The sequence below is a fragment of the Dankookia sp. P2 genome, from assembly GCF_050632255.1.
Classification (GTDB): Bacteria; Pseudomonadota; Alphaproteobacteria; order Acetobacterales; family Acetobacteraceae; genus Paracraurococcus.
In genome coordinates this window covers 338,545-356,215 of record NZ_CP192581.1, presented here as the reverse complement: position 1 = coordinate 356,215, position 17,671 = coordinate 338,545, and the positions used below count along the sequence as shown (strand labels likewise).

Here is a 17,671-nt window from a genome sequence, read left to right as displayed (position 1 = left end):
GCCTGCGTACAAGGATGAACGCGGCGCCGCTGCCGCTTGCCGTTTCCGGAGGAGATCCCACCGTCCTGGTCTACACCGTCTCCCGCCAGCCCAGCAGCGCCGCGACTTGGTCGGCCAGCTGCGCGCCGGTGACCGGCTTGCGCAGCAGGGTGAAGCTGCCCTCGACCCGCTGGCCAACTGCCAGCGCCGCCGCATCGCCGGCATAGCCGGTGACCAGGATGGCCGGCAGGGCGGGCCGTGCGCGCCGGGCCTCGCGGATCAGGGTGACGCCGTCGATCCCTTCCATCGCCAGGTCGGAGACCAGGATGTCGCAGGCCAGGCCCCCGGCCAGCAGGGCCAGGGCGGCGGCGCCGTCCCCTGCCTCGGTCACCTTGTAGCCGGCATCGGCCAGCTGGGTCGCCAGCACCTCGCGCACCACCGGCTCGTCGTCCACCAGCAGCACCCGGGCGCAGCGCGCAGGCAGCGCGCCGGGGCGGGGTGCCGGGACGGGGGCCGCCGGCTCCGCCGCCACGGCCATGGCCGGCAGCCAGAGTGTGATGCGCGTGCCGCAGCCGGGCTTGCTGGCGATCGTCATCCGCCCGCCCGAGCCCTCGGCGAAGCTGCGCGCCATGGCAAGGCCGAGGCCGGTGCCGCGGCCGACCGGCTTGGTGGTGAAGAAGGGCTCGCCCGCCCGGGCCAGCGTCTCGGCATCCATCCCCGCGCCGGTATCGGCCACCGTGACGCGGATGTAGTCGCCGGTGGCCAGGCCGCCCGGGTCGCCGGCGGCGACCGTCACCGGCTCGGCCAGCAGGGTCAGCCGGCCGCCCTTTTCCATGGCGTCGCGCGCATTGGTCGCCAGGTTGACCAGCACCGTCTCCAGCTGGCCGCGATCGGCGAAGACAGGCGGCAGGGCCGGCGGCGCCTCGACCTCCACCCGGATCGCGGCGCCGAGCGTCGCCGCCAGCACCTCCCGCAGCCCGACGAGCAGGGCGCCGACATCGAGCCGGTCGGCCCGCAGCTCCTCCCGCCGGGAGAAGGCGAGCAGCCGGCGGGTGATCGACTGGCCGCGCTGCGCCGCTTCCTCGACCATCCCGGTCAGCCGCGCCACCGCGGCCGGGTCGCCGGCCCGCTTGGCGATCAGCGCGACGCCGCCGAGCACCGCCTGCAGGACGTTGTTGAAGTCGTGCGCGATGCCGCCGGCGAGCTGGCCGACCGCCTGCAGCTTCTGCGCCTGCAGCAGCGCCGTCTGGGTGTTGCGGCGCTCGAGGATCTCGGCCTCCAGCCTTGCATTCGCCTCGCGCAGCGCCTGGGTGCGGTCGGCGACGCGGTCCTCCAGCAGCTGGGCGTGGTGGCGCAGCTCCTCCTCCCGCTGCTGCAAGGCGACCGCCATGCGGTTGAAGGCGCCGGCGAGCTGGCCGAACTCGGAATGCCGGGCGGCCCCGGGGGCGCGTGCCGCGAGGTCGCCGGCGCGCCAGCGGCGGGCGGCCTGGAGCAAAGCGTCGGTCGGCGCGGCGATGAAGCGCCGGGCGACCAGCAGCGTCATGCCGAGCGCCAGCAGGCTGCCGCCGCCGACAATCAGCACGCCGCGCAGCAGCGCCCGCTTGATGTCGCGCAGCAGCTCCTGCTCCTCGAAGCCGACCACCGCGGCGACGCCATGATTCTGCCGTGTCGGCGGCGAATAGCCGACCAGCCGTTCGGTCCCGTCGATGCTGCGCAGCCTCAGGTTGCCCGGGACCTGGCTCTGCAGCAGCGACATGGCGGCGGGGGGAAGGGCCGCCCGACGAAATCCGCATGCCGCTGGTCGCGGGCCAGGATGATCCCATCCGCATCGGCCAGGGTCAGCACGGAGGAGGCGACGAAGGGCGAGCCGTCCCGCTTCATCCGCTGCAGCGCCTGTTCAAGCCAGCCGAGCTCGAGCGCTGCGACCAGCGTGCCGCCGCCGGCCGGCGCATCGGCGGTGAAGGGCAGGTAGAAGGGCAGCACCCCGTCCGGGCTGCCGGCGGTGCGGGCGAAGCGGCCGGCGCCGAATTCGGTGGCGGCGCGGGCGGCGGCGACCCAACCGGCGCCGGCATCCTGCGCCGCGAGGCTGGGGTCGGAGGCGCAGGCGATCTGCCCGGCCGCATCGACCAGGGCGATGAAGGCATAGCCCGGCGCATGGCGCCGCAGCCGGGCGAGCTGCCGGTCGCAGCCCGGCTCCAGCCGCCGCACCTCCTGGCTCTCGGTCGCCGTGCCGAGCAGGATGCGGGCGCCCTGGGCGATGCCGTCCAGGTTGCCGGCGAGGAGCTGGGCCTGCTGGATGGTCAGGTCGGCGAGCTGCGCCTTGCGCTCCGCCCATTGGCTCCAGGCGATGGCCACCTGCATGGCCAGGATCGGCAGCAGGGAGGTGGCGATGATGAGGATGAGCCGGGTCGAGAGCCGCATGCCGCCGGGCCGCAGGCGCCAGCCGCCACCCGTGGTCGGCGCGGGTGGGAAGGCGGCCTGGTCATGGGCGGTGGAGGCTTCGCGCATCGCGGGGACATAAAGTCCTGGTTGATAATATGGGGCATCGTAGCGTGAAATAAGCGTGGGTCGCTTCACGGCGCCGCGATACATGGCTAGCGGAACCCGCCGGCCCTGTCACCCCGCCAGTATACGCTCGGGCTTGCGGGGCTCCCGGTGGGGGTGTTGCAGCCGACCGCTGGATGTTATGTAATAACATCATGCCCGCTTCGTCCCGGTGGTCCCTCTCCGATCCGCTTGCCCTGTCCTCCGGCGCCGGCGCCCGCCTGGCGCTGGCGGGCGGCGTCGCGGCGGCGCTGTGGGTGGCGGTCGCCTGGGCCATGGCGGCATGAGCCCGGCTGAGATCCGCCTGACCGATGTCACGGTCTCCCACGCCCGGCGGCCGGCGGTCCACCATGTCTCCGGCCGCTTCGCGCCCGGCAGCCTGACCGCGGTAGTCGGGCCGAACGGCGCGGGCAAGTCCACCTTGCTGCGGGCAATGGCCGGGCTGCACCGGCCGGATGAGGGACGGATCGAGGGCGCCGCCGGACAGGTCGCGCTGCTGCCCCAGGCGGCGGCGCTGGACCGTGCCTTCCCGGTATCCTGCCTCGATGTCGTGCTGTTCGGCCTGTGGCGGGAGGCCGGGGCCTTCCGCGCCATCGGCTCTGCCGGGCGCGACCGGGCGCGGGCGGCCCTGGCCGCGGTCGGGCTGGATGGCTTCGCCGGCCGGCCAGTCGGCAGCCTCTCGGCCGGGCAGTTCCAGCGGGTGCTCTTCGCCCGGCTGCTGCTGCAGGACGCGCCGGTGATCCTGCTGGACGAGCCCTTCAACGCGCTGGATGCCCGGACCTCGGCCGACCTGCTGGCCATGGTGCATCGCTGGCATGGCGAGGGGCGGACGATCGTGGCCGTGCTGCACGACCTCGACCTGGTGCGGCGCGAATTCCCCGACACGCTGCTGCTGGCGCGCGACTGCCTGGGCTGGGGCGCGACCGGGGAGGTGCTGACCGCGGCCAATCGCCTCCGCGCCCGGATGATGGCCGAGGCCTGGGCGCCCGGGCCGGAGCCTTGCGAGCGGCGGGACGCGGCCTGATCCTCGACCTCCTTGTCACCCCCTTCCTCGATTACGGCTTCCTGCGCCGGGCTCTGGTCGGCTGCCTCGCGCTGTCGGTGGCGGCGCCGGTGCTCGGCCTGTTCCTGATGCTGCGGCGGATGAGCCTGACGGCCGACGTGCTGGGGCACGGCATCCTGCCCGGCGTTGCCGCGGGCTTCCTGCTGGCCGGGCTGTCGCTGCCGGCGATGGCGGCCGGCGGGCTGGTCGCCGGACTCGCAGTCGCGGTCGGGGCTGGGGCCTTGTCGCGGGCGACGGGGGGCGGGAGGATGCCTCGCTCGCCGCGCTCTACCTCGTCGCGCTGGCGGCGGGTGTCGCCATGGTTTCCTGGCGCGGCGGGGCGGTCGAGCTGACCTCGCTGCTGTTCGGCAGCGTCCTCGGCGTGGACGACGCGGCGCTGCTGCTGATGGCGGGCAGCGCCACCGTCACGCTGGGCGTCATGGCGCTGGCCTGGCGGCCGCTGGTGCTGGAATGCTTCGACCCCGGCTTCGCCCAGGCGGTCGGCGCGCGCGGCGCCTGGTGGCATATGGGCTTCCTGGCGCTGGTGGTGCTGACGCTGATCGCGTCCTTCCAGGCGCTCGGCACCCTGATGTCGGTCGGGCTGATGATGCTGCCGGCGATCGCCGCGCGGCACTGGGCACGCAGCGTCGGCGGCATGGCCTATGCCGCGGTCGGGATCGCCGCGCTCAGCGCCTATGCCGGGCTGCTGCTATCCTTTCATGCGGACGTGCCGAGCGGCCCCGCGGTGGTGCTGGCGGCGGGGCTCTGCTGGCTGGTATCCACCCTGTGTGGGCCGGTGGATGGATTGCTCGGCCGGGTGCTGCGGCGGCCGCATCTGGCGGGGTGAAGCGCGGGCGGCCTTCGGGCTAGGCTGCGGCCGTCCAGGAAGGAGCCGGTCATGCCCGACTTTGCCCCCATCATCCGCCTGCCCGGGGAGGGCACGCCCAACCGCGCCTTCGGCGAGCGGCTGATCCGCATCCGCGCCAGCGAGACCGCCGGCCGCTTCGCCGTGATCGAGGAGCCGGTGCCGCCGGGCTGGGGGCCGCCGCTGCATGTGCATGCGCGGGAGGACGAGTTCTTCCAGGTGCTGGAGGGGACATTCCGCTTCCGCTGCGGCGACGCGGTGCAGGAGGGCGGCGTCGGGACCGCGGCCTCTCCTGCACCGCGGCATCCCGCATGCCTTCCGCAACATCGGCAGCGGGACGGGCCGGCTGCTGGTTGGCGTCACCCCGGGCGGCTTTGAGGGGTTCTTCGAGGAAGCTGGGGCCGCCGGCGTCACGGATGCCGCGGCGGCCGAGGCGATCGCGGCGCGCTACGGCGTGACCTATCTCGGGCCGCCGCTGGGGGCGTGAGGGCTACTTCGCCCGCTCGATGTTCCACATCACCGGGAAGCCGAAATCGATCACCCCCTTCAGCTCGGCGCGCCAGACCGCCGGGCTGCGGAACTGGCCGTCCATCGGGAAGGTGACGTTCTCGATCGCCAGCCGCTGCAACTCGGCCGCCAGCGCCTTGCGCCTGGCCGGGTCGCTCTCGGCGACATAGGCGTCGAGCACCGGCTTCATCGCCTCGACGCAATAGCCCCAGGGCTGGTTGTTGGTGCAGTTGTAGCCGATGCCGACATTGGACAGCGGGTCCGAGAGGTCGAAGCCGGTGTAGATGACGGGGACGAGGTTCCAGCCGCCCTTGTCGATCGGCTCCCGCGCCACCCAGCGGCCGGCGATGGAGGACCAGTCGCCGGCCTGGACATCGAGGTTGAAGCCGGCGCGCTTGAGCCGGTCGATCACCACCATGGCCATCGGGTTGATCAGCGCGCTGTCGGCCGGCTGCAGGATGGCGATGCGCTCGTTGGCGTAGCCGGCCTCCTTCAGCAGCGCGCGGGCGCGGTCGAGGCTCGGGCTGCGGATGATGTCGCCGCCGGCCTCGTTCGTATAGGTCGTGCCGCACATGTAGACCGAGACGCAGTCGGGCGAGGTCATGTCGGCCGGCAGGCCATGCGCCGCGACGATCTCGGACCGGTCGAGCGCCGCCTGCAGCGCGCGGCGCATCGGCAGCCTGTCGAAGGGGGCAGGTAATGGTTGATCGAGACGCCGCCCATGATCTGGCTGATGCCGCCGGCCTTGGAGATCACCAGGTTGCGGTCACGCTGGAAGCGCGGCAGGTAGTCGAAGGGGGCGTATTCCAGGTAGTCCACCTCGCCCTGGGTCAGCGCCGCAGCGCGCAGCGAGACATCGGTCATGGTGAGGACCTCGACCCGCTCGGCCAGCGGGCGCTTGCCGCCGGCCAGGCCATCGGCGGCTTCCTCGCGCGGGCGATAGGCGGGGTTGCGGCGGAACGTGGTCTTCTCGCCCGGAACCCATTCGTCCTTGATGAACAGGAACGGCCCGCTGCCCACCACCTCCTTCACCGGGCTGGTCGGCGGCGTCGCATTGGCGATGCGGGCCGGCATGACGAAGGGGACATGGACGCTCGGCTTGCCCAGCGCCTCGATCACATGGCCGAAGGGCTGGGCAAGCTCGATGACGAAGCTGGAGGCGTCGAGGATTCGGATCTCCCGTGTCGCCGCCATCAGCCGCCGGCCAATCGAGATCCCGCTGGCCCCAGCGCTTGATGGAGGCGACCGCGTCCTCGGCCGTCACCGGCGTGCCGTCATGGGATTCGAGGCCGGGGCGCAGCTTGAAGCTCCAGCTCATCCGGTCCGCGCTGGGCGTCCAGGATTCCAGCATCTGCGGTCGGTACTCGCCCTTGCCGTCCATCGCGACGAGGGTGTCGTAGACCATGTAGGCGAAGTTGCGGGTGACGAAGGAGGGGCTGGCGATCGGGTCGAGGTTCTGCAGCCCGACATTCACCACAAGGCGCAGTGGCTTCTCGCGCGGCTGCGCCAGGGCCGTGCCGGCCAGCAGGGTGAGAGCGGTGGCGGCGAGCAGGCCGCGCCAGGCGGGGAGGATCATCCTCGGCATCCTCTCAGCGGCCTTCGTGGTGGGCGGCCCAGGCCTCGGCGACCTGCGAGCAGTTGGCGAACCAGACGCCAGGGAATTCGCGCATCCAGGCGATCATCTCGCGCAGCAGCGCGATGCGGCTCGGCCGGCCGCTGACCTGCGGGTGCATGACCAGGTTGTAGGTGCCGCCCCAGCGATGGATCTCCTGGAACTCGGCCTGGAAGATCTCCTTCAGGTGGCTGTTCGGGAAGATCGGCCGCGGGCCCTTGATGGAGAACAGCGCATAGGGCGCGTCGTCCAGGCTCCAGTGCCAGGGCAGCTCGATCGGGCCGGGCCGTCCGTCCGGCATGGTGTGGCGATAGGGGTTGATGTCGTCGAGCAGCGAGGAGTTGTAGGTGAAGCCGTGCTTGTCGAGCAGGCGAGATCAGGTTCTCGCTGGTCTCCCCGGCGGGCGACCGGTAGCCCTTCGGCACCACGCCGAGCCGCGACTTCAGCGCGTGCAGGCCGCGCTCCATCTCCTCGACCTCCTTCGCGGTGTCGTCGAGCGCGATCCATTCATGGCTGTAGCTGTGGTGGCCGATCTCATGCCCGGCCTTCAGGATCATCTCGCAGCGGCCGGTATGGTTCTCGACCGTCCAGCCCGGGATGAAGAAGGTGGCGGGGACGGCGGCATCCTCCAGCGTCTCGAGGATCTTCGGCACGCCGACCTTGGCGCCGTACTTGCCCTGGCTGAGGATGCCGGGACGGCGCGCATTCTCCGGGTCGCGCGCCATCCAAAGCGTCTCGGCGTCGAAGTCGAAGGTCAGCATCACGGCGACCCGGGCGCCGTTCGGCCAGTTCACGCGCATGTCGAAGGCAGGCATCGCTCGGGTCCCCTGTGTTGCGCGGCCGTCGCCGCTCATTCGTCGTCCGGCGGCACGTGCCGCCCCGCAAGCCACCCGCCATCCACCGCGATCACCTGTCCCGTGACGTAGGAGGCATCCGGAGAGGCGAGGAAGGCGATCACCGCCGCCACCTCCTCGGGCTTGGCGGCCCGGCGCAGCGGCGTCGGCGCCAGCACGGCTCGGCGGTAGTAGTCGCGCGCGAGATGCCCCTCGGTCATCGCCGTCTCGATGACGCCCGGCGCCACGCCATTCACCAGGATGCCGGCCGGGCCGAGCTCGGCCGCAAGCTGGCGCGTCATCTGCGCGACGCCGGCCTTGGCCACGGCATAGGCGGTGGTTCCGGGGACGCCGGCGATGCCGAAGGTGGAGGAGACCGAGACGATCCGTCCGCCCGGCCGCGGCAGATGCGGCAGCATGGCCCGCGTGACCCGCAGCACCGCCTTCAGGTTGGTGTCGATGAAGCGGTCGATCAGGTCGTCGTCGGAGTCGGCGAGCGGCCTGGAGCCGCCGATGCCGGCATTGTTCACCAGGATGTCGATCCGGCCGAAGGCGTCGAGCGCGGCCCGGGCGATGCGTTCGCCCGCGCCGCGCTCCGTCAGGTCGAGCGCGAGGGCGCTGCCGCCGATGGCGGCGGCGGTCGCCGCGACCTCCGGCAGCCGGTCCGCCAGCAACAGGCGGGCGCCGTCGGCGGCAAGCCGCGCCGCGGTCGCCGCGCCGATGCCGCGGGCCGCGCCGGTGACGACGGCGACGCGGCCGGCGAAGCGGGTGGGAATCGGTGTGCCCGGCCGATTCACGGCGCCGGTGCTCGGGCTTTCGCCCTCCGCCCTCTGCCGATCGGCCGGGTCAGGCAAGCCGGCCTCCATCGACCGGGATGGCGGTGCCGGTGACGAAGCCGGCACCGTCCGAGAGCAGGAAGAGCACCGTCTCCGCCACCTCCTCCGCGCGGCCGAAGCGGCCCATCGGGTGGCGGGCGCGGAAGGCGGCCTCGCGCGCCGCGCGGGCCGCGGCGTCGCCGGCGGAGGCGAAGGTCGCCTCCAGCATCGGCGTCTCGATCGAGCCGGGGCAGACGCAGTTGACCCGGATGCCCTCGGCGGCATGGGTCAGCGCCAGGCTCTTGGTCAGCATCACCACCGCGCCCTTGCTGGCGGAATAGGCGGGCAGGGTGGCGGAGCCGGCAATCCCGGCGGTCGAGGCGAAGAGCACCATGGCGCCGCCGCCCGCCGCGCGAATGGAGGGCAGCAACGCCCGCACCGTCAGCCAGCTACCTTTGACGTTGACGGCGAAGAGCCGGTCCCACTCCGTTTCCGTCACCGCCTCGGCCGGCTTCGCCGGGCCGAGCATGCCCGCGGCGGCGACCAGCAGCGAGGCAGGGCCGAGCGCCGCAGCGCGGCATGCGCCGCCCGTTCCACGTCGTCGGCCGAGGTGACGTCGCCGACCACGCGGATCGCGCTGGGGCAGAGCGCCGCCGTCTCGTCCAGGCCGGCGGCATCGCGATCGAAGAGCAGCAGCCTGGCGCCGTCCCGCGCCAGCGCCACGGCGCTCGAGCGGCCGAGGCCCGAGGCGGCGCCGGTGACGAAGGCGACGCGTCCCTCGAAGCGTCCGGCCGATCCGCCCTGCGCCATCGCCTGCCTCCTGCGCTGCACGAACGCGATGGTGCTGCGATCCGGCGAGACCGGCAAGCCTCGGGCGCGCGCCGCCGCCCGCTCCCGCGCCCGCACGCGTTCCCGGTGAACCGTGTAGAGCCCGCTGCCGATGATCACCGCGGCACCCAGCAGCGTCCCGCCATCCGGCACCGCAGCGAAGATCAGCCAGCCCAGCGTCGTCGAGAAGAGCAGCTGGACGTAGGAGAAGGGCGCCAGCGCCGAGGCCGCCGCCTGGCGATAGGCCAGGATGACGATGTACTGCCCGAGTGAGGAGCAGATGCCATGCGCCAGGCCAAGGCCGAGCTGCGTCAGGTTTGGCACCACGAAGCCGAAGGGCACCAGGACCGAGAGGATGACGAGGCCGGTGCCGGCCGACCAGAGAACGGTCGTCTCGGTCCGGTCGCCAGCGCCCATGCGGCGGGTGATGACGATGGTCGCCGCCCAGCAGAGCGCCGATGCCAGCGGGAACAGTGCCGCCGATTGGATCGCGCCGCTGCCCGGGCGGATGACAATCAGTACGCCGAGGAACCCCGCGGCGACCGCCGCCCAGCGCCGGACGCCGACCTTCTCGCCGAGGAAGACGATCGACAGCGCGGTGACGAAGCCGGGCGAGATGTAGGTGATCGCCGTCGCCTCGGCGATCTGCAGCTGGCCGAGCCCGGCGACGAAGAGCACGGCGGAGCCGACCAGCGTGACGCCCCGCAGCAGCTGCAGCCGCAGCCGCCTCGGCCGCTGCCGCAGCACCCGGCCATGCGCGGCCAATCCCATGGCCAGCACGACGAAGACGATGTAGCGCAGCCAGGCAATCTCCACCGCCGGCAAGCCCTGCAGCCGCAGCAGCTTCGACAGCGAGTCGGAGAGGGAGAAGAGGATGACCGAGGCGATGATGAGGAGGATGCCGCGCAGCACCCGCTCGGGTGCCGCGTCGGGGGTGGTCGCGCTCAAATGCATGTCCTTGCCGGCGGCCGCAGCATAGGCCGCGGGCAGGCCGAAGTCCCGCGATCCGCGCTTCACGATTCTTCCCGTGCTAGGAATCTCGCGGAACGGCCGGGGAGGGCGCCACGTGACCAGCATCCTGCAGATCTCCGGACACCCATCTCTCGCCGCGGACGCCGCTGTTCCGCCAGAACCTCGCGCTGCTCGGGGACTGGGCGGCGGCGGCGCGGCCGGACCTGATCGTCGCCACCGGCGACATCTCGTTGGACGGCGCCGACCGCGACGCGGACCTCGCCTTCGCCGCCGGGCTGCTGCGCGGCTTGCCGGCGCCGCTGCTGGTGCTGCCGGGCAACCACGATGTCGGCAGCGACCCGCGCACCATGCCGACCCAGCCGGTCGATGCCGCGCGGCTGGCGCGGTTCCGCCGGCTGGCCGGGGAGGACATTTGGCTGCGCGACCTGCCGGGCTGGCGGATCCTCGGGCTGAACACCGAGATCATGGGCGCCGGTCTGGCCGAGGAGGCGGCGCAGGCGGGCTTCATCGCCGAGGCCGCCGCCGGCATCGGCGACCGCCGCCTCGCCGTCTTCCTGCACACCCCGGCCTTCACCACCGCGCCGGATGACCCCGCCTTCGATTACTGGTCGGTGGCGCCGGAGGCGCGGGCCGCCCTGCGCCCGCTGCTGGAGCATCCCGGGCTGCGACTGGTCGCGTCGGGCCACCTGCACCTGCACCACCAATTCGCCCGCGGCGCGGCGCGCTATGCCCGGGCGCCGCCGGCCTCCTTCCTGTGCGAGCCGGAGATGCAGCCGGGCCTGCCGGGGAGCGCCGCCCTGGCGCGCTGCTGCACCTGGCTCGGCCCGGATGCGGCGGAGACCGCCCTGGTCGCGCCGCCGGGTCTGGCGCATCACTGGCTGGAAGACGTGCGACCCGAAACCTATCCACGCCGGGGCAAGGAGCCCGCCGAATGACCGACACGCCCATCCGGATCCTCTCCACCCTCGGCGTGCTCGGCGTGGTGCGCGACCTGCTGCCGGTGGCCGGGGCGGCGGGCTTCCGGCCGGAGATCCGCTTCGATCCGACGGCGCGCCTGGTCGCGGCGATCGAGGCGGGGAGCGGGGCGATATCGCCATCCTCACTGCCGAGGGCATCGCGGCGCAGGCCGCCGCGGGCGTGCTGGACGGCGCTAGCCGGGTCGATCTCTGCCGCTCCTCGGTCGGCGTCGCGGTGCGGGCGGGCGCGCCGCATCCCGACATCTCGACGCCCGAGGCCTTCCGCGACGCGCTGCTTGCGGCGCCGACGCTCGCCTATTCCCGCGCCGGGGCCAGCGGCATCTTCTTCGCCGGGCTTATCGAGCGGCTCGGCATCGCCGCCGAGGTGAACGCCAAGGCGACCGTCATCCCGCAGGGCTTCACCGCCGAGCTCACGGCACGCGGCGAGGTGGCGCTGGCGATCCAGCAAGTCAGCGAACTCATGGCGATCCCGGGCGTCGAGATCGTCGGCCCGGTGCCGGAGGCGATCAACACTCGCGCGGTCTTCACCGCGGCGCTGTTCCAGGGCGCCGATGCGCGGTCGGCGGCGCTGCTGCGCTGGCTGGCCGCGGCGCTGACGCCCGAGCTGCTGCGCGCCGGCGGGCTGGAGCCGGCCTGAAGCGCGAAAGGCCCCGCCGTCGCCGGCGGGGCCTCCCTTCGTCCTGCCTGACCGGTCGATCAGACCGAGTAGTACATCTCGAACTCGACCGGGTGCGGGGTGTGCTCGAAGCGGTACACCTCCGACCACTTCAGCTCGATATAGGACTGGATCTGGTCGAGGCTGAAGACGCCGCCTTCCAGCAGGAAGTCGTGGTCTGCCTCGAGCGCGCCCAGCGCCTCGCGCAGCGAGGCCGCACACAGTCGGGATGCCCTTCAGCTCCTCGGGCGGCAGGTCGTACAGGTCCTTGTCCATCGGGTCGCCCGGATGGATGCGGTTCTTGATGCCGTCCATCGCCGCCATGGTCAGCGCGGCATAGGCCAGGTAGGGGTTCGCGGAGGCATCCGGGAACCGCACCTCGACGCGCTTCGCCTTGGGGCTGGTGGTGTAGGGGATGCGGCAGGAGGCCGAGCGGTTGCGGGCCGAATAGGCCAGCAGCACGGGGGCCTCGAAGCCCGGGATCAGCCGCTTGTAGCTGTTGGTCGACGGGTTGGTGAAGGCGTTCACCGCCTTGGCGTGCTTGATGATGCCGCCGATGGCGTAGAGGCACATCTCCGACAGGTCGGCATAGCCGTTGCCGGCGAAGAGCGGCTTGCCTTCCTTCCAGATGGACAGGTGGGTGTGCATGCCCGAGCCGTTGTCGCCGTAGATCGGCTTCGGCATGAAGGTCGCGGTCTTGCCGTAGCTGTGGGCGACGTTGTGGACGCAGTACTTATAGATCTGCATCTGGTCGGCCATGGTCGTCAGGCTGCCGAACCGGGTGCCCAGCTCGTGCTGCGACTGCGCCACCTCGTGGTGGTGCTTCTCGATCGGCAGGCCCATCTCGCCCATCGTCGAGAGCATCTCGGCGCGCAGGTCGACGTCGCCATCGACCGGGGCGACCGGGAAGTAGCCGCCCTTCACGCCGGGGCGGTGGCCCATATTGCCTTCCGGATACTCCTTCATGGAGGAGCCGGGGCCCTCGACGCTTTCCAGGAAGTGGCTGGCGAAGTTGCCGCCCGTGCCGAAGCGGACGCTGTCGAACACGAAGAACTCGGCCTCGGCGCCGACCAGCACCTTGTCGCCGACGCCGGAGGAGGCGACGTAGGCCTCGGCCAGCTTGGCGGTGGCGCGCGGGTCGCGGGCGTAGAACTGGCCGGTCGAGGGCTCGATGATGTCGCAGAAAAGGATCAGCTGCGGCTTGGCGCTGAACGGATCCATGCAGGCGTTCACCGGATCCGGCATCAGGATCATGTCGGACTCGTTGATCGCCTTCCAGCCGGCGATCGACGAGCCGTCGAACATGATGCCGTCGACGAAGGTGTCCTCATCGACCGTCGAGATATGCTGCGCGGTGTGCTGCCACTTGCCGCGCGGGTCGGTGAAGCGGAAGTCGACGTATTCGACGCTGTGCTCCTTGATCATTTCCATGACCTTGGAGATGGCGGCTGCCTTGTCTGCCATGTAACCTGTACCCCTGACTGGTCCCGGAACCCCTTGCGGGATTCCCCTTCGCCCCCTCAGCGCGGCGCATGCCGCGCCCCGCGCCCGGGCCTGCCAATGGCGGACCGGCGCCCGGGTAATCCGCCGCGGGCCGTGGGCTCGTCCCGGCCGCAGCGTGTTCCCGGTGCCCTGGGCGTCGCCATCGCCGCCTGGACGATGGCCGGGGCGCCCAGCGCACCCATTCCGCAGGCGGCCCGCCCCCGGCCGGCCGCCTGCCGTTCAGACCGCGTCCTCGCCCCGCTCGCCGGTGCGGATACGGATGACTTCTTGGATCTCCGAGATGAAGATCTTGCCGTCGCCGATGCGGCCGGTGCGTGCGGCCTGCTGGATCGCCTCCACCGCACGGTCGACGAGGTCGTCGGTGCAGACAACCTCGATCTTCACCTTCGGCAGGAAATCCACGACGTATTCGGCCCCACGGTAGAGTTCCGTGTGGCCCTTCTGGCGCCCGAAGCCCTTGGCTTCGACGACCGTGAGGCCCTGCAGGCCTATCTCGTGCAGGGCGTCCTTCACCTCGTCGAGCTTGAAGGGCTTTATGATGGCCTCGATCTTCTTCATCGGCTCCGCTTTGCGTTCCGGGTATGACCTTCGTTCCGAAGCAGTCCCGACATGACGCTTCCCTCTGACCTCTCCGCCCGTTCCGGCGGTGCCGGCCGGAGGTGTTTTGCACGCCCCGTGCCACCGGTTCAATCGGCCGCCGGGCGCTAATCCACCGGTTTCTGCCCAATATGCGCCTGCATCGTCGGCAATCTGCCCAACCGAGGTGCAAATGCCATTCCGCCCGCGACTTGCAGGTGGGGGTGCGGTCTCCCATTATGGCCGCCATTCCCGGGGAGAGCGTTCCACTTCCGCCGAAATGCGTCTAGGCAGCGCCCCGAGCCATCGATTCCTCCGATCCATCGAGAAAAGGGCAAGGGCGGAATGCAGCCCCAGAACAGCCTGCTGTCGGCTACCGGCACGACCATCTTCACCGTCATGAGCGCGCTGGCGCTGGAACATGGCGCGATCAACCTCGGCCAGGGCTTCCCCGACTATGACGGGCCGGAGGATGTCATCGAGGCGGCCGCCGCGGCGCTGAAGGATGGCCGCAACCAGTACCCGCCGCTGACCGGGGTGCCGGAGCTGCGGCAGGCGGTCGCCGCACACAACCGGCGCTTCTACGGGATCGAGGCCGACCCGAATGCCGAGGTCGTCGTCACCTCGGGTGCCACGGAGGCGATCACCGCTTGCCTCATGGCGGTGCTGAACCCGGGCGACGAATGCGTGCTGATCGAGCCGCTCTACGACACCTACCTGCCGGTGGTGAAGCTGCTGGGGGCGATCCCCCGACTGGTGCGCCTGAACCCGCCGGATTGGGCGCTGCCGCGGGCCGAGCTCGCTGCTGCATTCGGACCGAAGACCAAGGCCATTCTCTTCAACACGCCGATGAACCCGACCGGCAAGGTCTTCACCGCCGCCGAGCTGGCCTTCATCGCCGAGCTGGTGCAGCGGCACGACTGCTACGCCATCTGCGACGAGGTCTACGAGCACCTGACCTTCGACGGCTGGAAGCATATCCCGCTGATGACCCTGCCGGGCATGCGCGAGCGCTGCATGCGGATCGGCAGCGCGGGGAAGACCTTCAGCCTGACGGGTTGGAAGGTCGGCTACATCACCTGCGACCGCAGCCTGGCGCCCAACGTGGCGAAGGCGCACCAGAACCTGACCTTCACCACCCCGCCCAACCTGCAGCGCGGCGTGGCGGTCGGGCTGCTGAAGGACGACGCCTACTTCGCCGGCCTCTCCGCCCATCTCGAGGCCAAGCGCGACCGTCTGGCCCGCGGCCTGGCCGAGATCGGCTTCGGCGTGCTGCCGGCGCAGGGCAGCTACTTCATCACCACCGACTTCCGCCCGCTCGGCTTCAACGGCGACGACGTGGCCTTCTGCCGGGCGCTGACCGAGGAGGCCAAGGTCACCGCCATCCCGGTCACCGCCTTCTATGCCAGTCCCGATGCCCCCAGCCACTATGCCCGCTTCGCCTTCTGCAAGGGGAGGCGGTGATCGACGCGGCGCTCGCCCGGTTGCGGGCCTGGGTGGAATCGCGCGGCCGGCAGTTGACGGCGGCGGCCGGCTAGCCCTATTTCCAGCCCCGTCGCGGCGCCAACCGCGGCGGGTCTGTGTGGCGGCCTTAGCTCAGCTGGCAGAGCGTCGGCTTGTGGTGCCGAATGTCACGGGTTCGAGCCCCGTAGGTCGCCCCATCCCCCTCCTTTCGCCATCCGCGCCGGCACGGCAGGATGCGCGGCACCCAAGGGGGAACAAATCCATGCAGATCGCATTGAACGGCCGCGCCGCGCTCATCACCGGCGGCTCCAAGGGCCTCGGCCTCGCCATTGCCAAGGCCTTCGCCGGGGCCGGGGCAAGGTCGCCATCGTCGCCCGCAACGCCGAGCAGCTCGCCGCCGCCGAGGCCGGGATCAAGGCGGCGAGCCCGGACGCCGAGGTCGTCGCCATTCCCGCCGACATCAGCACCGCCGCCGGCTGCGAGGCGGCCTTCGCCGCGGCCGAGAAGGCCTTCGGCCAGGTCGACATCCTCATCAACAATGCCGGCACCAGCCAGCGCGGGCCCTTCCTCGAGGTCTCGGACGCGCTCTGGCAAAACGACCTCGACCTGAAGCTGTTTGCCGCGATTCGGCTCGGGCGGCTGGTCTGGCCGGGGATGCAGGCGCGGAAATGGGGCCGGATCATCAACGTGCTGAACACCGGCGCCAAGGCGCCGCCGGCCGAGGGGCGCCGACCGCGGTCACCCGCGCCGCCGGCATGGCGCTGACCAAGGTGCAGGCGAACGAGGGCGCGAAGCACAACATCCTGGTGAACGCGATGCTGGTCGGGCTTATCGACAGCGACCAGCACCGCCGCCGCCACGCCGCCAGCAAGACCAACGAGAGCTACGAGGAGTGGCTGGGCAAGCTCGGCCAGTCGTTGCCGATGGGGCGCTACGGCCGGCCGGAGGAATTCGCTGCGACCGCGCTGTTCCTGTGCTCCGAGGGCGGCGGGTACATCGCCGGCGTGGCACTGAACGTCGATGGCGGGCGTAGCCCGGTCGTCTGAGGCAGGAGAGGCCGGGGAGGAGGTATTCTCCCCGGGCCCGTCAAGCACTTCTGTGCGTTAGTTAATAAGGGCGGAGCGGGTCGGGGAGGTGCCTCCCCCGCCTTTCTCGCCTTACCGGTTGCGCGGATAGGCACCCGAGGTGTTGGAGCCCGTCGCCCGGTCATAGGCCCGCTCTGCCGCCGTGCCCGGCGGGTTCGCCGGCGTGCCATCCCGCTGGGCCGGATATGCGCCCGAGACGTCGGTCCCCGCGGCGCGGTCGAGCGCGCGCCCCGCCGCCGTGCCGGACGGGTTGTTGCCGGTGCCGTCGGCACTGGTCTTCGGCGCGTCGGTGGCGCGGTCATAGGCGCGCTGCAGCGCGGTGCTCGGCGGGTTGCCGCGCGTCCCGTCGCGGGTGCTGTCGCAGGCGGCGAGCGTGGTCAGCACCGCGGCGGCGGCGAGGCCGCGCAGCAGGGAGTGGCGTGCATGAAAGGCGTGCTCCTCGATCTATTTCGGACCCGCGTCTGGGCTGGTCGTTGCGACTAGCGCGGCAAGGCGGCCAAGGTTCCACGCCCGGTTTCCAGGGGCGGGGCCTCGTCCGCGCGGCCGGCATCTGCTAACCGCAGCCCCGGGCACAGCGCGGGGAGACGTCCGATGGCAGGCGAGTTGACGGTGGCAATCGGCGGGCTCGGCGCGATCGGCGCGCATCTGGCGCGCGCGCTGGATGCGGGGGTCGAGGGACTGCGCCTGGTCGCGGTCGCGGCGCGCGACCAGGACAAGGCAAGGCGGACCGTCGCCGGCTTCGGCTCGGCGCCGAAGCTGGTCGGGCTGTCCGAGCTGGCAGAGCGGGCCGACATCGTCGTGGAAGCGGCCCCCGCCGCGGTCTTCGAGCAGATCGCCGAGGCGGCGATCGCCCGCGGGCGGATCCTCGTGCCCTCCTCGGTCGGCGCGCTGCTGCCGCGAATGCACCTGGTGGCGCGGGCGCGGGAGACCGGCGCGCGCATCATCGTGCCGACCGGCGCGCTGCTCGGCCTCGATGCGGTGCGCGCCGCGGCCGAGGGCAAGGTGGACAGCGTGACCATCGAGACCCGCAAGCCGCCGCGCGGCCTGGAGGGCGCGCCCTACCTCGTGGAGAACAGGATCGACGTCTTCGCCATCACGACGCCGACCATCGTCTTCAAGGGCAACGCCTTCGACGCGGCCAAGGGTTTCCCTGCCAACGTCAACGTCGCCGCCGCCCTGGCCCTGGCCGGCATCGGCCCGGAGCGGACGATGGTGGAGATCTGGGGCGACCCGACGGTGACGCGCAACACCCACACCATCCGGGTGGAGGCGGAGACGGTGCGGCTGACCATGACCATCGAGAACGTGCCATCGGACGAGAATCCGCGTACCGGCAGGATCACGCCCCTCTCGATCCTTGCCTGCCTGCGCGGCCTGACCAGCACGTTGAAGGTGGGCAGCTAGCCCAGCGGCG

19 protein-coding genes, 1 tRNA gene and 3 pseudogenes are annotated in these 17,671 nt (G+C 71.6%); 12 read left to right on the top strand and 11 right to left on the bottom strand.

Annotated elements, in window-relative coordinates; translation table 11 throughout:
- Positions 1-70 precede the first annotated feature (70 nt).
- Both ACQ86J_RS02020 and ACQ86J_RS02015 read right to left on the bottom strand, forming a co-directional pair.
- Positions 71-1,735 carry an ATP-binding protein gene (locus ACQ86J_RS02020; RefSeq protein WP_431269820.1) on the bottom strand — a complete coding sequence of 555 codons (1,665 nt, stop codon included), beginning with the start codon at positions 1,733-1,735 and terminating at the stop codon, positions 71-73.
- Complete coding sequence (locus tag ACQ86J_RS02015) at positions 1,699-2,487, bottom strand: hypothetical protein (RefSeq protein ID WP_431269819.1); 789 nt, start codon at positions 2,485-2,487, stop codon at positions 1,699-1,701. The genes ACQ86J_RS02020 and ACQ86J_RS02015 overlap by 37 nt, the downstream gene beginning before the upstream one ends.
- A 191-nt stretch (positions 2,488-2,678) precedes the next feature.
- On the opposite strand from ACQ86J_RS02015, the gene ACQ86J_RS02010 reads away from it, so the two are divergent.
- Genes ACQ86J_RS02010 through ACQ86J_RS01990 form a run of 5 tightly spaced genes read left to right on the top strand, consistent with a single transcriptional unit; the run spans position 2,679 to position 4,808 of the window.
- Positions 2,679-2,810 carry a hypothetical protein gene (locus ACQ86J_RS02010; protein WP_431269818.1) on the top strand — a complete coding sequence of 44 codons (132 nt, stop codon included), beginning with the start codon at positions 2,679-2,681 and terminating at the stop codon, positions 2,808-2,810.
- Positions 2,807-3,547, top strand: a complete 741-nt coding sequence (locus tag ACQ86J_RS02005; RefSeq protein WP_431269817.1) for a metal ABC transporter ATP-binding protein — start codon at positions 2,807-2,809, stop codon at positions 3,545-3,547. Before ACQ86J_RS02010 ends, ACQ86J_RS02005 begins: the two co-directional genes overlap by 4 nt.
- Positions 3,523-3,918, top strand: coding sequence for a metal ABC transporter permease (locus ACQ86J_RS02000; protein ID WP_431269816.1), 396 nt, complete (start codon positions 3,523-3,525; stop codon positions 3,916-3,918). Before ACQ86J_RS02005 ends, ACQ86J_RS02000 begins: the two co-directional genes overlap by 25 nt.
- Positions 3,885-4,412, top strand: coding sequence for a metal ABC transporter permease (locus ACQ86J_RS01995; protein WP_431269815.1), 528 nt, complete (start codon positions 3,885-3,887; stop codon positions 4,410-4,412). Before ACQ86J_RS02000 ends, ACQ86J_RS01995 begins: the two co-directional genes overlap by 34 nt.
- A 51-nt stretch (positions 4,413-4,463) precedes the next feature.
- Entirely contained in the window at positions 4,464-4,808 is a 345-nt protein-coding gene (locus ACQ86J_RS01990) for a cupin domain-containing protein (protein WP_431269814.1), read from the top strand.
- 112 nt (positions 4,809-4,920) lie between these two features.
- Here ACQ86J_RS01990 and ACQ86J_RS01985 read toward each other — a convergent pair whose 3' ends face one another.
- The 6 genes and pseudogenes from ACQ86J_RS01985 to ACQ86J_RS01960 form a co-directional block, all read right to left on the bottom strand.
- Positions 4,921-5,610 (bottom strand): ABC transporter substrate-binding protein, encoded by a 690-nt coding sequence (locus tag ACQ86J_RS01985; protein WP_431269813.1) that lies wholly within the window; start codon positions 5,608-5,610, stop codon positions 4,921-4,923.
- Positions 5,538-6,255, bottom strand: a pseudogene (locus ACQ86J_RS01980) (ABC transporter substrate-binding protein). The gene ACQ86J_RS01985 and the pseudogene ACQ86J_RS01980 overlap by 73 nt, the downstream one beginning before the upstream one ends.
- A gap of 254 nt (positions 6,256-6,509) precedes the next feature.
- Positions 6,510-7,364, bottom strand: a complete 855-nt coding sequence (locus tag ACQ86J_RS01975; RefSeq protein ID WP_431269812.1) for a polysaccharide deacetylase family protein — start codon at positions 7,362-7,364, stop codon at positions 6,510-6,512.
- Positions 7,365-7,399: 35 nt separating this feature from the next.
- Positions 7,400-8,179: an SDR family NAD(P)-dependent oxidoreductase gene (locus tag ACQ86J_RS01970; RefSeq protein ID WP_431269811.1), complete on the bottom strand. Its 780-nt coding sequence runs from the start codon at positions 8,177-8,179 to the stop codon at positions 7,400-7,402.
- A gap of 49 nt (positions 8,180-8,228) precedes the next feature.
- Complete coding sequence (locus ACQ86J_RS01965) at positions 8,229-8,726, bottom strand: SDR family NAD(P)-dependent oxidoreductase (RefSeq protein ID WP_431269810.1); 498 nt, start codon at positions 8,724-8,726, stop codon at positions 8,229-8,231.
- Positions 8,693-10,042 (bottom strand): SDR family NAD(P)-dependent oxidoreductase, encoded by a 1,350-nt coding sequence (locus tag ACQ86J_RS01960; RefSeq protein WP_431269809.1) that lies wholly within the window; start codon positions 10,040-10,042, stop codon positions 8,693-8,695. Before ACQ86J_RS01960 ends, ACQ86J_RS01965 begins: the two co-directional genes overlap by 34 nt.
- 101 nt (positions 10,043-10,143) lie before the next feature.
- Here ACQ86J_RS01960 and ACQ86J_RS01955 point away from each other — a divergent pair, with 101 nt between their 5' ends.
- Together ACQ86J_RS01955 and ACQ86J_RS01950 are read left to right on the top strand one after the other, a co-directional pair.
- Positions 10,144-10,932 carry a metallophosphoesterase family protein gene (locus ACQ86J_RS01955; protein WP_431272706.1) on the top strand — a complete coding sequence of 263 codons (789 nt, stop codon included), beginning with the start codon at positions 10,144-10,146 and terminating at the stop codon, positions 10,930-10,932.
- Positions 10,826-11,611: a substrate-binding domain-containing protein gene (locus tag ACQ86J_RS01950; protein WP_431269808.1), complete on the top strand. Its 786-nt coding sequence runs from the start codon at positions 10,826-10,828 to the stop codon at positions 11,609-11,611. The genes ACQ86J_RS01955 and ACQ86J_RS01950 overlap by 107 nt, the downstream gene beginning before the upstream one ends.
- 59 nt (positions 11,612-11,670) lie before the next feature.
- Here ACQ86J_RS01950 and glnA read toward each other — a convergent pair.
- Together glnA and ACQ86J_RS01940 are read right to left on the bottom strand one after the other, a co-directional pair.
- Positions 11,671-13,093 (bottom strand): annotated as a pseudogene (gene glnA / locus ACQ86J_RS01945) (type I glutamate--ammonia ligase).
- A gap of 258 nt (positions 13,094-13,351) precedes the next feature.
- Positions 13,352-13,690: a P-II family nitrogen regulator gene (locus ACQ86J_RS01940; protein WP_380069240.1), complete on the bottom strand. Its 339-nt coding sequence runs from the start codon at positions 13,688-13,690 to the stop codon at positions 13,352-13,354.
- Positions 13,691-14,053: 363 nt separating this feature from the next.
- On the opposite strand from ACQ86J_RS01940, the pseudogene ACQ86J_RS01935 reads away from it, so the two are divergent.
- From ACQ86J_RS01935 to ACQ86J_RS01920, 4 genes and pseudogenes are all read left to right on the top strand, one after another.
- Positions 14,054-15,246: pseudogene (locus ACQ86J_RS01935) on the top strand (aminotransferase).
- A 47-nt stretch (positions 15,247-15,293) separates the two neighbouring features.
- Positions 15,294-15,369 (top strand) — tRNA-His (locus ACQ86J_RS01930).
- A gap of 16 nt (positions 15,370-15,385) precedes the next feature.
- Complete coding sequence (locus ACQ86J_RS01925; RefSeq protein ID WP_431272705.1) at positions 15,386-15,937, top strand: SDR family NAD(P)-dependent oxidoreductase; 552 nt, start codon at positions 15,386-15,388, stop codon at positions 15,935-15,937.
- Complete coding sequence (locus ACQ86J_RS01920; protein ID WP_431269807.1) at positions 15,841-16,218, top strand: SDR family oxidoreductase; 378 nt, start codon at positions 15,841-15,843, stop codon at positions 16,216-16,218. The genes ACQ86J_RS01925 and ACQ86J_RS01920 overlap by 97 nt, the downstream gene beginning before the upstream one ends.
- A 111-nt stretch (positions 16,219-16,329) precedes the next feature.
- Here ACQ86J_RS01920 and ACQ86J_RS01915 read toward each other — a convergent pair whose 3' ends face one another.
- Positions 16,330-16,641 carry a hypothetical protein gene (locus ACQ86J_RS01915; RefSeq protein WP_431269806.1) on the bottom strand — a complete coding sequence of 104 codons (312 nt, stop codon included), beginning with the start codon at positions 16,639-16,641 and terminating at the stop codon, positions 16,330-16,332.
- Between the two features lie 207 nt (positions 16,642-16,848).
- On the opposite strand from ACQ86J_RS01915, the gene ACQ86J_RS01910 reads away from it, so the two are divergent.
- Positions 16,849-17,661 carry an aspartate dehydrogenase gene (locus ACQ86J_RS01910; RefSeq protein ID WP_431269805.1) on the top strand — a complete coding sequence of 271 codons (813 nt, stop codon included), beginning with the start codon at positions 16,849-16,851 and terminating at the stop codon, positions 17,659-17,661.
- Positions 17,662-17,671 lie beyond the last annotated feature (10 nt).

Coding starts and splice junctions, on each gene's coding strand:
- ACQ86J_RS02020 (WP_431269820.1), bottom strand. CDS start 1,735: ATGTCGCTGCTGCAGAGCCAGGTCCCGGGCAACCTGAGGCTGCGCAGC.
- ACQ86J_RS02015 (WP_431269819.1), bottom strand. CDS start 2,487: ATGCGCGAAGCCTCCACCGCCCATGACCAGGCCGCCTTCCCACCCGCG.
- ACQ86J_RS02010 (WP_431269818.1), top strand. CDS start 2,679: ATGCCCGCTTCGTCCCGGTGGTCCCTCTCCGATCCGCTTGCCCTGTCC.
- ACQ86J_RS02005 (WP_431269817.1), top strand. CDS start 2,807: ATGAGCCCGGCTGAGATCCGCCTGACCGATGTCACGGTCTCCCACGCC.
- ACQ86J_RS01995 (WP_431269815.1), top strand. CDS start 3,885: ATGGTTTCCTGGCGCGGCGGGGCGGTCGAGCTGACCTCGCTGCTGTTC.
- ACQ86J_RS01990 (WP_431269814.1), top strand. CDS start 4,464: ATGCCCGACTTTGCCCCCATCATCCGCCTGCCCGGGGAGGGCACGCCC.
- ACQ86J_RS01985 (WP_431269813.1), bottom strand. CDS start 5,610: ATGCGCCGCGCGCTGCAGGCGGCGCTCGACCGGTCCGAGATCGTCGCG.
- ACQ86J_RS01975 (WP_431269812.1), bottom strand. CDS start 7,364: ATGCCTGCCTTCGACATGCGCGTGAACTGGCCGAACGGCGCCCGGGTC.
- ACQ86J_RS01965 (WP_431269810.1), bottom strand. CDS start 8,726: ATGCTCGGCCCGGCGAAGCCGGCCGAGGCGGTGACGGAAACGGAGTGG.
- ACQ86J_RS01950 (WP_431269808.1), top strand. CDS start 10,826: ATGCGGCGGAGACCGCCCTGGTCGCGCCGCCGGGTCTGGCGCATCACT.
- ACQ86J_RS01940 (WP_380069240.1), bottom strand. CDS start 13,690: ATGAAGAAGATCGAGGCCATCATAAAGCCCTTCAAGCTCGACGAGGTG.
- ACQ86J_RS01920 (WP_431269807.1), top strand. CDS start 15,841: ATGGGGCCGGATCATCAACGTGCTGAACACCGGCGCCAAGGCGCCGCC.
- ACQ86J_RS01910 (WP_431269805.1), top strand. CDS start 16,849: ATGGCAGGCGAGTTGACGGTGGCAATCGGCGGGCTCGGCGCGATCGGC.